This is a genomic window from Streptomyces sp. NPDC086777 (assembly GCF_040702065.1).
In the GTDB taxonomy this organism is placed as follows: Bacteria; Actinomycetota; Actinomycetes; order Streptomycetales; family Streptomycetaceae; genus Streptomyces.
On record NZ_JBFBJI010000022.1, the window covers coordinates 18,461 to 31,780 of the forward strand.

Annotated in this window: 15 protein-coding genes; 10 read left to right on the top strand and 5 right to left on the bottom strand. The window is 72.5% G+C overall.

Annotated features, from left to right (window positions below; genetic code table 11):
* Positions 1–56 precede the first annotated feature (56 nt).
* The 8 genes from polX to AB0472_RS28175 all read left to right on the top strand — a co-directional run bounded on the left by polX (position 57) and on the right by AB0472_RS28175 (position 7,593).
* Positions 57–1,796, top strand: a complete 1,740-nt coding sequence (gene polX / locus AB0472_RS28140) for a DNA polymerase/3'-5' exonuclease PolX (protein ID WP_366360248.1) — start codon at positions 57–59, stop codon at positions 1,794–1,796.
* A gap of 47 nt (positions 1,797–1,843) precedes the next feature.
* Positions 1,844–2,098 (top strand): hypothetical protein, encoded by a 255-nt coding sequence (locus tag AB0472_RS28145; RefSeq protein WP_366360250.1) that lies wholly within the window; start codon positions 1,844–1,846, stop codon positions 2,096–2,098.
* Positions 2,095–2,463, top strand: a complete 369-nt coding sequence (locus AB0472_RS28150; protein WP_366360252.1) for a helix-turn-helix domain-containing protein — start codon at positions 2,095–2,097, stop codon at positions 2,461–2,463. The genes AB0472_RS28145 and AB0472_RS28150 overlap by 4 nt, the downstream gene beginning before the upstream one ends.
* Before the next feature lie 129 nt (positions 2,464–2,592).
* Positions 2,593–3,105 carry a 2-oxo-4-hydroxy-4-carboxy-5-ureidoimidazoline decarboxylase gene (gene uraD / locus AB0472_RS28155; protein ID WP_366360253.1) on the top strand — a complete coding sequence of 171 codons (513 nt, stop codon included), beginning with the start codon at positions 2,593–2,595 and terminating at the stop codon, positions 3,103–3,105.
* A gap of 4 nt (positions 3,106–3,109) precedes the next feature.
* On the top strand, positions 3,110–3,517 hold the full coding sequence (uraH, locus tag AB0472_RS28160; protein ID WP_366360255.1) for a hydroxyisourate hydrolase: 408 nt from the start codon (positions 3,110–3,112) through the stop codon (positions 3,515–3,517).
* Positions 3,518–3,523: 6 nt separating this feature from the next.
* The gene (pucL, locus tag AB0472_RS28165; protein WP_366360257.1) at positions 3,524–4,447 is read left to right on the top strand and encodes a factor-independent urate hydroxylase; all 924 of its coding nucleotides are present in this window, start codon (positions 3,524–3,526) and stop codon (positions 4,445–4,447) included.
* A 125-nt stretch (positions 4,448–4,572) separates the two neighbouring features.
* Positions 4,573–5,949: an 8-oxoguanine deaminase gene (locus AB0472_RS28170; protein ID WP_366360259.1), complete on the top strand. Its 1,377-nt coding sequence runs from the start codon at positions 4,573–4,575 to the stop codon at positions 5,947–5,949.
* Positions 5,950–6,204: 255 nt separating this feature from the next.
* Positions 6,205–7,593: a nucleobase:cation symporter-2 family protein gene (locus AB0472_RS28175; RefSeq protein WP_366360261.1), complete on the top strand. Its 1,389-nt coding sequence runs from the start codon at positions 6,205–6,207 to the stop codon at positions 7,591–7,593.
* Between the two features lie 88 nt (positions 7,594–7,681).
* Here the strand turns inward: AB0472_RS28175 and AB0472_RS28180 are convergent, their stop codons facing one another.
* Positions 7,682–8,479, bottom strand: coding sequence for a helix-turn-helix domain-containing protein (locus AB0472_RS28180; protein WP_366360491.1), 798 nt, complete (start codon positions 8,477–8,479; stop codon positions 7,682–7,684).
* 93 nt (positions 8,480–8,572) lie between these two features.
* On the opposite strand from AB0472_RS28180, the gene AB0472_RS28185 reads away from it, so the two are divergent.
* A complete protein-coding gene (locus AB0472_RS28185) occupies positions 8,573–9,436 on the top strand; it encodes an SDR family NAD(P)-dependent oxidoreductase (protein ID WP_366360262.1) in 864 nt (287 codons plus the stop codon).
* 42 nt (positions 9,437–9,478) lie between these two features.
* Here the strand turns inward: AB0472_RS28185 and AB0472_RS28190 are convergent, their stop codons facing one another.
* Complete coding sequence (locus tag AB0472_RS28190; protein ID WP_366360264.1) at positions 9,479–10,912, bottom strand: MFS transporter; 1,434 nt, start codon at positions 10,910–10,912, stop codon at positions 9,479–9,481.
* A 131-nt stretch (positions 10,913–11,043) separates the two neighbouring features.
* Here AB0472_RS28190 and AB0472_RS28195 point away from each other — a divergent pair, with 131 nt between their 5' ends.
* The gene (locus AB0472_RS28195; RefSeq protein WP_366360266.1) at positions 11,044–11,445 is read left to right on the top strand and encodes a helix-turn-helix domain-containing protein; all 402 of its coding nucleotides are present in this window, start codon (positions 11,044–11,046) and stop codon (positions 11,443–11,445) included.
* 27 nt (positions 11,446–11,472) lie between these two features.
* Here AB0472_RS28195 and AB0472_RS28200 read toward each other — a convergent pair whose 3' ends face one another.
* From AB0472_RS28200 to AB0472_RS28210, 3 genes are all read right to left on the bottom strand, one after another.
* The gene (locus AB0472_RS28200; protein WP_366360268.1) at positions 11,473–11,895 is read right to left on the bottom strand and encodes an acyl-CoA thioesterase; all 423 of its coding nucleotides are present in this window, start codon (positions 11,893–11,895) and stop codon (positions 11,473–11,475) included.
* Positions 11,896–11,952: 57 nt separating this feature from the next.
* Complete coding sequence (locus AB0472_RS28205; RefSeq protein ID WP_366360270.1) at positions 11,953–12,588, bottom strand: hypothetical protein; 636 nt, start codon at positions 12,586–12,588, stop codon at positions 11,953–11,955.
* 132 nt (positions 12,589–12,720) lie between these two features.
* Positions 12,721–13,320, bottom strand: a complete 600-nt coding sequence (locus tag AB0472_RS28210; RefSeq protein WP_366360272.1) for a histidine phosphatase family protein — start codon at positions 13,318–13,320, stop codon at positions 12,721–12,723.

Genomic DNA, 13,320 nt, shown 5'->3' on the forward strand with positions numbered 1-13,320 from the left:
GACCGGGGAGAGCTGTCAAGAGCGCCCGCGCAGAACGGGCGCCCTACCCTGAAGGCATGGCTCGGTCCAATGACGAGGTGGCGGCGCTGCTCCAGGAGTACGCGGACCTGATCTCGATCACCGGCGGCGACGCGTTCAAGGCGCGTGTCTACGAGAAGGCCGCCCGGTCCGTCGGCGGCCACCACGCCGACGTCGCCACGCTCGACCTCAAGGGGCTGCAGGAGATCCCGAACGTCGGGAAGTCCATCGCCCAGAAGGTCCGCGAGTACCTCGACAGCGGCGCGGTGGCCGCCGTCGAGGAGCTGCGGGCGAGGATCCCGGACGGGGTCCGGCGGCTGACAGCCATTCCCACCCTCGGCCCGAAGAAGGCCATGGTGGTCTACGAGGAGCTGGGCGTCTCTTCGGTGGACGAACTCGCCGCCGCCATCCGCGACGAACGGCTGCGCGACCTCAAGGGCTTCGGGCCGAGGACCGAGGAGAACATCCTGCACGGCATCGAACTGCTCCGGTCCTCCGGCGGACGGGTGCGGATCGACGCGGCCATGGAGCTGGCCGAGGACATCGTCGGTGCGCTCTCCGCCGTGCCCGGCTGCGAGCGGTGCGCGTACGCGGGGTCGCTGCGCCGGATGCGCGAGACCATCGGTGACATCGACATCCTCGCCGCGGCGCAGGACTCCGCCCCGCTCATGAAGGCGTTCACCGGGCTGCCGTACGTCACCGAGGTCATCGGGCAGGGCGGGACCAAGACGTCCGTGCGCACCGGCAAGGGGCTCAACGTCGACCTGCGGGTCGTGCCGCCGGACTCGTGGGGCGCCGCGCTGCAGTACTTCACCGGGTCGAAGGCCCACAACATCCGCACCCGCGAGATCGCGGTGCACCAGAAGCTCAAGCTCTCCGAGTACGGCCTCTTCGACGCCGGGAGCGGCGAGAGGATCGTCTCCGGGACCGAGGAGGAGGTGTACGCGCGCCTCGGCCTGCCCTGGATCCCGCCGACGCTGCGCGAGGACCGCGGGGAGATCGAGGCCGGGCTCCGCGACGAGCTGCCCGAGCTGGTCATCGAGGCCGACCTCCGCGGCGACCTGCACACCCACACCGACCTCACCGACGGGCTCGCCCCGCTGGAGGAGATGGCCGAGGCGGCCGCCGCGCGCGGCTACGCCTACTACGCGATCACCGACCACGCACCCGACCTGGCCATGCAGCGCATGACCGACGAGCGGATGCTGGCCCAGCGCGAACGGGTGCGCGAGCTGGACGGCACCTACCCCACCAAGGGCCGGCGCGGCGGGCTGCGGCTGCTGCACGGCACCGAGCTGAACATCGGCCCCGAGGGCGAGGTGGACTGGCCGGACGACTTCCTCGCCGGGTTCGACCTGTGTGTGGCCTCCGTGCACTCGCACTTCAGGCAGAGCCGCGAGCAGCTGACCCGGCGGCTCGTGCGGGCCTGCGAGAACCCGTACGTCAACGTCATCGGCCACCCCACCACCCGCCTCATCGGCAGGCGGCCCGGCATCGACGCCGACCTCGACGCGGTCTTCGCCGCCTGCGCCCGCACCGGCACGGCCCTGGAGGTCAACGCCCACCCGGACCGCCTCGACCTGCGCGACGAGGACATCCTGCGGGCCCGCCGGTACGGCGTGCGGTTCGCCGTGAACAGCGACGCGCACGCCGTGCCGCACCTCGCCAACATGCGCTACGGCATCGGCACCGCCCAGCGGGGCTGGCTCACCGCCGACGACGTGATCAACGCCTGGCCCGAGCGGCGGCTGCGGAGCTTCCTGCGCAAGGGCCGGTGATCCCGGAGGGCTGCCCGAACACCGGCGCCGCGCGTTAGGTTGAGCGCGTGCGATTGAGAGTGGAGTTCACGACCGAGCCGTTCGACCTCGACGAGGCCCCCGCGCACGCGCTGGTCGCCCGTGAGGTCATCGAGGCGGCCGAACTGGACGCGGTGGACGTCGGGCCGTTCGGGAACACGGCGGAGGGCGGCTCCGACGCCGTGCTCACCGCCGTGGACGCGCTGCTGCGCAGGGCCCTGGAGGCCGGCGCCACCCGGATCTCGCTCCAGGTCAACGTGGTGGGGGAGGGCGGCGACAAGTGACCGGAAACGCGGACGAGCCCTTCATCACCGCCGTGAAGCCGCTGGTCGACGCCATGGGCGGGGAGATGCTCCCGCCCGACGAGGCCGGCCCCGACGACGTCGTGCTCGCCTGGGCGGGCGTCGACGTGGTCGCCGTACGGCTGCCGCAGCTCGCCGACTCCCTCGACCACATCCTGGCCGCCATGGAGCGCAAGCAGGGCAGGCCGCTGGCCGACCTGGACCGCAAGGCGAAGCAGGAGGTGGTGCGCATACTGGAGGCGCGGGGCGCCTTCTCCGTACGGCACGGCGTGGAGACCGTGGCGAGCGCGCTCGGCGTGAGCCGCTTCACCGTCTACAACTACCTCAACCGCGAGAAGGAGAACTGACCCTCCCGGTGTGCCCCCGGGGGTTGTTACGCGGAATTTTCAACAAAGTGTTGACGACGGGTTCCGGAGGGCGTTAGCTAACGGGCAGCCCGTTCAGCACGAAGGCCGCACACGGCCACGGAGGCTCCCGTGACGTCGACTTCCACGCCCCCGGGCCTGGCCCGGTTCAACGACCTGGAGGGGCCGGCGGCGCTCGCCGCCCTCCACGAGGCGTGCGCCTCCACGGCCTGGGCCCGGCAGCTGCTCGCCGCCCGCCCCTACGCCACCCCCGAGGCCCTCTACTCCGCCAGCGACGCCGCCACCGCCGGGCTGGACGCGACGGACCTCGCCGAGGCCATGGCCGGGCACCCGCCGATCGGCCGCCCCAGGCCGGGCGACCCCACCTCGGCCAGGGAGCAGTCCGGCATGGCCGGCGCCGCGGACGGCCTCAAGGCGGAGATGCTCGAACTGAACCTGGCCTACCAGGAGCGGTTCGGCCATGTCTTCCTGATCTGCGCCACCGGCCGCACCGGCGAGGAGATGCGGGACGCGGCCAGGGCGAGGCTCGGCAACCCGCCGGAGCGGGAGCGGGAGATCGTCCGCACCGAACTGGGCAGGATCAACCGCATCCGGCTCGCCCGACTCGTCGAAGAGGACGCCTGAGACCATGAGCACCAGCACCACCGCCTCCGTGTCCACCCACATCCTGGACACCAGCGCCGGCCGGCCCGCCGAGGGCGTCGCCGTCCAGCTCGCCGCCCGCCCCGGCCGGGAAGCGGACTGGCAGGCGCTCGGCGGTTCCGCGACCGACGCGGACGGCCGGTGCAGGGACCTGCCGGCGCTGCCGCAGGGCACCACACACGTACGGCTCGACTTCGCCGTGGAGCCGTATTTCGAAGAGAAGACCGCGAAGAAGCAAGCCGATGCGCAGCAGGACGCCCCCGCGAATCGGGACAGCGGACCGGCCGTGTTCTTCCCGGAGGTGGCGATCACGTTCGCCGTCGTACCGGGCGAGCACTACCACGTACCGCTGCTGCTCAACCCGTTCGGCTACTCCGTTTACCGAGGGAGCTAGCTACACATGCCTACGATTCTTGGACAGAACCAGTACGGCAAGGCCGAGAACCGGGTCGTCAAGATCACGCGGGACGGTGCCACCCACCACATCAAGGACCTCAACGTCTCGGTGTCGCTCTCCGGCGACATGGCGGAGGTCCACTACTCCGGCTCCAACGCCAACGTCCTGCCGACCGACACCACCAAGAACACGGTGTTCGCGTTCGCCAAGGAGCACGGCATCGAGTCGGCCGAGCAGTTCGGCATCCACCTCGCCCGCCACTTCGTGACCTCGCAGGAGCCGATCCACCGGGCCCGGATCCGCATCGAGGAGTACGCCTGGGAGCGCATCGAGGCCTCGGACGCCAACTCGCAGTTCACCGGCGCGGACGCGGTCAAGCACTCGTTCGTGCGCAAGGGCCAGGAGACCCGGCTCACCCAGATCACCTACGACGGCGAGCAGTGGGAGGTCGTCTCCGGCCTCAAGGACCTCGTCGTGATGAACTCCACCAACTCGGAGTTCTGGGGCTACGTCAAGGACGGGTACACCACCCTGCCCGAGGCGTACGACCGCATCCTGGCCACCCAGGTCTCCGCCCGCTGGCGGTTCAACTGGACCGACGACGAGCAGAAGATGCCCAACTGGGAGAAGTCCTACGAGCAGACGAAGAAGCACATGCTCCAGGCCTTCGCCGAGACGTACTCCCTCTCGCTGCAGCAGACGCTGTACCAGATGGGTTCGCGCATCATCAACAACCGCGGCGAGATCGACGAGGTCCGCTTCTCGCTCCCCAACAAGCACCACTTCCTGGTCGACCTGGAGCCGTTCGGTCTCAAGAACGACAACGAGGTCTACTACGCGGCCGACCGGCCCTACGGCCTGATCGAGGCGACCGTCCTGCGGGACGGCTGCGAGGCGAGGATCCCGGTGGACCTCACCAACCTCTGACCGTCCCCTTTTTCGGCACCCTCGGCCGGGGTACCGGGCCTTGCCGGCTCCCCGGCCGCGGCACTCAAATCCCCGGGGTCCTGCCGTGCCCTCACCTCAAGTCCACTGAGCGAAAAGGACGAATCATGGCAGCAGACCAGCGCATCGTCATCGAGAACTGCTCGATCGCGACCGTCGACGCCCACGACACCGAGTACCCGAACGGGTACGTCGTCATCGCCGGCAACCGGATCGAGTCGCTCGGCGCGGGCCGTGCTCCCGAGGGACTGGAGAACGTCGGGCGCCGTATCGACGCCACCGGCCACCTGGTGACCCCCGGCCTGGTCAACACCCACCACCATTACTACCAGTGGATCACCCGGGGCCTGGCCACCGACCACAACCTCTTCAACTGGCTGGTCGCCCTGTACCCGACCTGGGCGCGCATCGACGAACCGATGGTGTACGCGGCCGCGCAGGGCTCGCTCGCCATGATGGCCCGCGGCGGTGTCACCACCGCGATGGACCACCACTACGTCTACCCGAAGGGCTCCGGCGACCTGTCCGGCGCGATCATCCGCGCCGCCCGTGAGACCGGCGTCCGCTTCACCCTCGCCCGCGGCTCCATGGACCGCAGCGAGAAGGACGGCGGACTGCCCCCGGACTTCGCCGTCGAGACCCTCGAAGGCGCCCTCACCGCCACCGAGGCGACCGTCAAGGAGCACCACGACCCCTCCTTCGACGCCATGATCCAGGTGGCCGTCGCACCCTGCTCGCCGTTCTCCGTCTCCACCGAACTCCTGAAGCAGGGAGCGGCGTTGGCGCGCCGACTCGGAGTGCGTCTGCACACCCACGGCTCGGAGACCGTCGAGGAGGAGCAGTTCTGCAAGGAGCTGTTCGGGATGGGCCCGACCGACTACTTCGAGTCCACCGGCTGGCTCGGCGAGGACGTGTGGATGGCGCACTGCGTCCACATGAACGACTCCGACATCGCCGCGTTCGCCCGGACGAGGACCGGCGTCGCCCACTGCCCGTCCTCCAACGCCCGCCTCGCGGCCGGCATCGCGCGCGTCCCCGACATGCTCGCCGCCGGCGTCCCGGTCGGCCTCGGCGTCGACGGCACCGCGTCCAACGAGTCCGGCGAACTCCACACCGAACTGCGCAACGCCCTCCTGATCAACCGCCTCGGCGCCCACCGGGAAGCGGCCCTGAACGCCCGGCAGGCACTGCGCCTGGGCACCTACGGCGGCGCCCAGGTCCTCGGCCGGGCGAGCCAGACCGGCTCCCTCGAACCCGGCAAGCTCGCCGACCTGGTCCTCTGGAAGCTGGACACCCTCGCCCACGCCTCCATCGCCGACCCGGTGACCGCCCTGGTCCTCGGCGCGGCCGCCCCGGTCACCGCCTCCTTCGTGAACGGCCGCCAGATCGTCGAGTCGGGCCGCCTGCTGCACGTCGACGAGGACGCGATCGCCCGCGCGACGCGGGCCGAGGCGCAGCGGCTGGCGCAGATCACCGGGCGGTAACCCCCTAACTCCACACACCACTTGAGCTCCGGCCGGGAGGGACGGCTCCCGGCCGGTGGCCGTGGTCCCGCACGGGCCCACGGCGGCCGTCTCCCGGGTGCGCGCTGCCCTGCGCGCGCCCGGGAACGGTCACCGTCCCCCGGTCCCTCCCCCACTCCCGGCTTCGCCCGAGCGGGAGGTGCCCCGACGACCGACGCACCACCTCCCTGAAACCCGCGTCAGAGCCGATGCGTACCCGACCGGAGGAGAGCCGCAGTGTCAGCAGCGTCCGCGCATCCCGTGCACCCCGTCGACGAGAAACTCCCCGTCCTGAAAATGGCCACCACGGGCCTGCAGCACGTGGCCGCCATGTACGCGGGAGTGGTCGCCCCGCCCCTGATCGTCGGCGCGGCCATCGGCCTCACCGGCACCGAACTGACCTTCCTGACCGCCGCCTGTCTCTTCACCGCGGGTCTCGCCACCTTCCTCCAGACCCTCGGTGTCTGGAAGATCGGCGCCCGGCTGCCCTTCGTCAACGGCGTCACCTTCGCCGGGGTCGCCCCGATGACCGCGATAGCCGCGTCGACCCACGACAAGTCCGACGCCCTGCCCGTCATCTTCGGCGCGGTGATCGTCGCGGGCCTGCTCGGCTTCCTCGCCGCCCCCTTCTTCAGCAAGGCGATCCGCTTCTTCCCGCCCGTCGTCACCGGCACGGTCATCACGCTCATCGGCGTCTCGCTGCTCCCGGTCGCCTTCGGCTGGGCGCAGGGCCCCGACCCGGCGGCGAAGGACTACGGTTCGGCCGAGTACCTGGGGCTGGCCGCGGCGACGCTCGTCGTCGTCCTGCTGCTCCGCCGCTTCACCCGCGGGTTCGTCAAGCAGGTCGCCGTGCTGATCGGCCTGGTCGCCGGCACGCTCGTCGCGATTCCGCTCGGGATCACCGACTTCCGCCCGGTCGCGGGCGCCGACGTGATCGGCTTCCCGACGCCCTTCCACTTCGGCGCCCCGCAGTTCCAGCTCGCCGCGATCCTCTCCATGTGCGTGGTGATGGTGGTCTCCATGACCGAGTCGACCGCGGACATGCTGGCGCTGGGCGAGATCGTCGAACGGCCCGCCGACGAGCGGACGATCGCGGCCGGGCTGCGCGCCGACACCCTCGGCTCGGCGCTCAGCCCGCTCTTCAACGGGTTCATGTGCAGCGCGTTCGCGCAGAACATCGGCCTGGTCGCAATGACCCGGATCCGCAGCCGGTTCGTGGTCGCGGCCGGCGGCGGCTTCCTGGTGCTGATGGGGCTGTGCCCGATGGCCGCCTCGCTGATCGCCGTCGTACCGCGCCCGGTCCTGGGCGGCGCGGGCGTGGTCCTGTTCGGCTCGGTGGCCGCAAGCGGCATCCAGAACCTGGTCGGGGCCGGCCTGGAGAAGGGCGAGAACGTCCTGGTCGTCGCCGTCTCCCTCGCCGTCGGCGTCATCCCGGTCACCGAGCCGGACTTCTACCACGCCTTCCCGGAGACCGCCCGCATCGTCCTCGACTCGGGGATCTCGACCGGATGCATGACGGCGGTGGTGCTGAACCTCGTCTTCAACCACCTGGGCCGGCGGCGCGCGGAAGCGGGGGAGGCGAAGGAGGCCGCCGTACCGCTCGCCGCCTCCCAGTCGATCACGTGATGCCGGGGCTTCGGCCCGCCGCCCGGTCCGGGCCGCCCGTCGGCCCCGGGTGACCTGGCGCGGCACCCGGGAGCGTGCCCATCCCGGTTCAGGGCCGCGGGATCCGGATCGCCTGGCAGGGGGTGGTCGCCGGCAGCCGGCCCGTGAAGTACGAGCGGGGCGGGACGCCCATCAGGGCGCGGAAGTCGGCGGTCATGTGTGACTGGTCGAAGTAGCCGGTGGCGGCCGCCAGTTCGGACCAGGCGACGCTGCCCGCCCGGGCGGCGACCGTGCGGACCCGGTCGATACGGGCGTAGTGCTTCGGGGAGACCCCGACGCCGTCGGTGAACAGGTTGCGCAACTGACGCTCACTGACCGCGAGTTCGCGGGCCACGTGCCGTACCTGCGCGGGGGCCCGGTCCAGCCGCACGGACAGCGCGTCGACGCCCGCCCGCAGCAGCGTGGTCCGGCCCGGATCCGTCCGTTGCGTCAGCAGCCCGGGCAGCACCTCGGCGATCCGCGGCAGTGCTGCCGCCGGCTCCAGCCACCGCACCTCCCGAGCGAACCGGCGGGCCACCCCGCCCGGCAGGGCGTCCAGCGGCACCACCCGGCCGACCAGTTCGGCGGCCGGCACGCCCAGCAGGGGCCGGGAGGTGCCCGGCGCCAGCTGCAGTTCCACGCACGAGATGTGCGGCTTCCCCTCGTGGTAGGCCGCCCGCACCCGCGGCCCGACGGCCAGCACGTCATGCCGCCCGTCCCCCGTCACCCGCAGCACCACCTTGGTCAGCGCGTCCGGCAGCTGGACGAACGTCCCCTCGGGGGGCTCGGCGAACGACATGGTCCGCACCCCCGCGAGCCACGGGCGCAGCGCGTCGGGGATGGTCGCGAGCGGCTCGGCGATGGTCATCGGCACCCCTCCACCGTACGCGGACCGCGCTGCCGTCCGGGCGGCTCCGCCGTGCCGGAATTTCCAAGAGCCGGGCAGCCCGGCGGGTCCACCGTGGACCGCATGATTCTGGTGACGGGTGCCACGGGCACCATCGGACGTGACGTCGTACGACAACTCGCCGAGCGCGGCGCGAAGGTGCGCGCGCTCACCCGCGACCCGGCCAGGGCGACGGTGCCCGCCGGGGTGGAGGTGGTGCGCGGCGACCACACCGACCCCGCCTCCCTGGAGGCCGCGCTGGCCGGTGCGACGGCCGCGTTCCTGCTCCGGCCGGCCGGCCCCGACGCGGGACAGGACGCGGCACTGGTCGCCGCGGCCCGCGACGCCGGCGTGGCGCGGCTGGTGAAGCTCTCCGCCATCACCACCGGCGACGCCGGCTCCGGCCCCGCCGCGCAATGGCACGTGGCCGGCGAGCGGGCCGTCCGGGAGAGCGGGCTCGCCTGGACCGTGCTGCGGCCGTCGTCGTTCGCCTCCAACACGCTGACATGGAGTCAGGCACTGCGGGCGGGCGAGCCGGTGCCCAACATGACGGGGGACGGCGCGTCGGGCGTGATCGACCCCCGCGACATCGCCGAGGTGGCGGTACGGGCCCTGCTCGACGCCGGGCACTCGGGGCGGACGTACACCCTGACCGGTCCCGAGGCGGTCACAGTCCCCGGTCAGGCCGCCGTGCTCGCCGAGGTCCTGGGCCGCCCGGTGCCGACCCGGGACCTCTCCCCGGACGAGACCCGGGACTTCCTCCGCACGGCCTGGGGCATGGCGGGGACCCAGGCGGAGGGCGTCCTGACCGGCCTCGCGTTCGTCCGCTCCGGTGGCAACGCGGTGGTCACCGAGGACGTCCGGGAGGTGCTCGGACGGCCGGCCCGGACCTACCGGGAGTGGGCCGAGGACCACCGGGACGCGTTCGCGACGTCCTGAGAGCCGGCCCCGCCCGGTGCGGGCGCGGCGGCCCTGTCCACCTCAGCCGCGCCCGGGCCGCAGCGTGACCGCCGCCAGCGCCGCCGCCCCCGCCGCGATCACCGCGGCCACCCGGAACGCCAGCCGGTAGCCCTCCGCCGTGGCCGGGACCAGCTCCGCGCCCGCGTGCAGCAGGCCGCCGGTACGGCTCGCCGCGAGCGTGGACAGCGCGGCCAGACCGAGCGAACCACCCACCACCTGGGTGGTGTTGAAGAGCCCGGAGGCCAGCCCCGCGTCCTCCTCGCGGGCGCCGGCCATGGCGAGACCGGTGAGCGGGGGCATCGCCGCGGCGAAACCGCCCGCCATGAGCAGCATCGGGGGCAGCACGTCGGCCGCGTACGAGCCGTCGGCGGGCGCCCGGCTCAGCAGGGCCATCCCGGCGGTGACGAGGACCAGCCCGGCCAGGAGCACCCGGTACGCGCCGAAACGGCCGGTCGCGCGCGCCGACAGCCCCAGCATCAGGGCGCCGATCGCGAGCGGCGCCGGCAGGAAGGCCAAGCCGGTGCGCAACTCGTCGAAGCCCAGCACGCGTTGCAGGTAGAGCGCGCCGATGAACTGGAAGCCGTACATCGTCGCGATCATCAGGATCTGCACGCCGTTCGCGCCGCTCAGAGTCCGGGAGCGCAGCAGCCGCAGCCGCAGCAGCGGGTGCGCGGCCCGGGCCTGACGGACGGTGAAGGCCACCAGGAGCGCGAGGGCGAGCGCGGCCAGGAGCAGGGTGGCGGCCGGGCCCCGGTCGCCGGAGCCGACGATGACGTAGACGGTGAGCATCAGCGCGCCGGTGACCAGGGCCGCCCCCGGGCCGTCGGCGCCCCTGCGGAGCCCGGCGCCGGGCTCCCGGGCCAGGATCCGTACCGCGGCCGCCCAGGCCGCCGCCCCGATCGGCAGATTGATCAGGAAGATCCAGTGCCAGCTCAGCGCCTGCGTCAGCGCGCCGCCGAGGAAGGTGCCCAGGGTCGCGCCCACCGCTCCTACCGCGCTGAACACCGCGATGGCGCGCGCCTGTTCGGGTGGCTCGGGGAAGAGCGACACCAGCATGCCGAGCACGACGGCCGAGGTCATCGCGCCGCCCGCGCCCTGCGCCGCCCGCGCCGCGATCAGCGCGCCCTGGCTCGTCGCCAGCCCGCACGCCACGGAGGCCGCGGTGAACAGGGCGAGCCCGGCCGTGAACATCCGCTTGCGGCCCACCAGATCCCCCAGACGGCCGAACAGCAGAAGCAGTCCGCCGAACGGGATCAGATAGGCGTTCACCACCCAGGCCAGGCCCGGAGCGCTGAAGCCCAGGTCGCGTTGGACGGCCGGCATCGCCACGGTGACGATGTTGCCGTCCAGGACCGTCATCAGCGCGCCCGCGCACAGGACGGCGAGGGAGGCCCGCCGCGGGTATGTTCGGGAAGGAGTCACCGGTGCGGCCGGTGTGCCGGTCGTGGTCGACATGGCCTCGTGGCCTCCGTAATCGCCGTAGCTCGCCGTGGGTATCAACAGGAACCGATCGTGCGCGAGGTGCACGACTTGTAACGGGGTTCATGGTGAGTGACCATGAGAGGACGGCGTAAGGAGGCAGCTCGATGTCCCAGAGGAACACCGGTGTTACCAGCCAGGTCGTGAACGCGCAGGCCTGCCCCGTCCGCGAGGTTCTTGACAGGGTGGCCGGCAAATGGAGCGTGCAGATCCTGGTGGCGGCCTCGCACGGGCCCATCCGCTTCACGGAACTGGAGCGCGGCATCGAGGGCATCAGCCGCCGGATGCTGACCCTCACCCTGCGCAACCTGGAGCGCGACGGCCTGGTGACCCGGACCGTGTATCCGACGGTGCCGCCGCGCGTGGAGTACGAACTCACCGCGGTGGCGTTGGAGTTGCACGAGACCCTGCAGCGGCTGACCGACTGGGCCGAGCACAACCGCCACTACATCGCGCAGTCCCGGGCGGTCTACGACGCCGAGCACCAGCCGGAACTGCTCGACGTGTAGACGGCCGTGCCGGCCGCGCCGGCCGCGTCAGAACCCGAACAGCTCCGGGGCTGAGGTGAGTTCCTCGAAGACCTCGCGCGGGTCGGCGACCAGCTTCCGGGCCTTCAGGTCCAGCAGCCCGCCGACCGCGTCGACCTCCGCGGCCAGGGTGCCGTCCGCCTTGGTGATCCTCTGCACCATGCGGAACGTCTTGCCGGTGCCCCACTCGAACGCGCAGGTCACGTCGACCTCGTCACCGGCGAGCAGCTCCCGCCGGTAGCGGATCGTCGTCTCCAGCGACACCGGGCCCACCCCCCGCCCTATCAGCCCGGCCTGGCTGACCCCGGCCGCCTGGAGCAGCGACCAGCGGGCGTGCTCGGCGTAGTTGATGTACACCGCCTGGTTCAGGTGCCCCTGTACGTCGGTCTCGTAGCCACGGACGGTCACCCGGACGGAATACGGTTCACTCACGACTTGCCCTTCTCGTGTACGACGCACTGATCCTTCGGCGGCATCCTGGCACGCCCGTCACGCCCGGCGCGGCGATGCCAGCAGATAGCGCGTTCTCGTCCGGGGCTCCGTGTACTCGCCGGTCTGCCAGCCCGCCCGCTCCAGGGTGGCCGCGCACGCCCGCAAGCGCTCGGCCTCCGGCGCGTACACGGCGACCGCCTCCGGCTGCGGGGTGGCCCGCACCCGGTACCCGGGGGTGTCCGGGCCCTCGGGCGACTGTCCGCCCGCCTCCAGGGCGAGCGCGGCGGCCCGCACCAGATGAGCCCGCTCCCAGCCGCACGGCCGGTCGGTGGCGCCGTCGGGATTGGTCATCCGGCGCAGTTCGAGCAACCCCTGCCAGGCGCTGTGCACCTCGCGGGCCCGGGTGGGCCCGCCCCCGGCCGACCCCTCGCCGCCGACGCGCGCGGCGAAGCCCCCCGTCGGCTCGGGCGCCGCCGCGGCCCCGGGCTCCGGCGCGGTCGGCGGCTCCGGGGCCTCCCGTATCCGGTGCCCGGCGGGCGTCAGGAAGTGGTCGTGCGGCGGGCGCGGGTGCCGGAAGGCGAGACCGCGCTTCACCAGCGCCGCCAGCTGCGCCTCGGTACCCCGCAGCCGCCCGGTGACCGGGTCGGCGGCGTCGACGACCCGCCGCTGCGCGGCGGTGGGCGGTCGGGTCACGGTGCACACCTCCCCGGTGACGGGCGCGGTACGGATTCCTGCTCCGGATCCCTCCGGTGGATCCGGCCGGTGGATCCCTCCTTCGGATCCCTTCTCCGAAGGCTACGGCCGGGCACTGACAACGCGGTCCCGCTACCCTCCGGACCGGATGTTCCAGCCCGCGATCACCGGCCGGTCGTGCTCCGTGCCCAGCCGGCACAGCGTCCCGGTCGCGAGCTGGAACAGTGCCCCGGCGGACGGCGGCAGGCCGAGCCGGCGGGCGGTGAGGACGCGCAGGAAGTGCCCGTGGGCGACCAGCAGCACGACCCCCTCGGTGGTGGCGAGGGCCGCCTCGACCTTGGACAGCATCCGGTCGGCGCGCTCCCCGACCTGCTCCGGGCTCTCCCCGGGATGGTCCGGCGGGCCGGGCGCGACCCCGTCCGTGAACAGGAACCAGCCGGGCCGGGTGTGCTGGATCTCCACGGTGGTCACGCCCTCGTAGCCGCCGTAGTCCCACTCCCGCAGGTCGGCGTCGACCCGGGCGTCGGGCACGCCGATCAGCTCGGCGGTCTCGCGGGCCCGCTGGAGCGGGCTGACGAAGGCGGCACCGATGCGGTGCGAGCGGATCAACGGCTCCAGCCGGCGCGCCTCGTCCCTGCCGTGCTCGGTGAGCGGCACGTCGGTCCACCCGGTATGCCGTCCGGACCGCGACCACTCGGTCTCACCGTGCCGGACGAGAAAGAGATCAGCCAT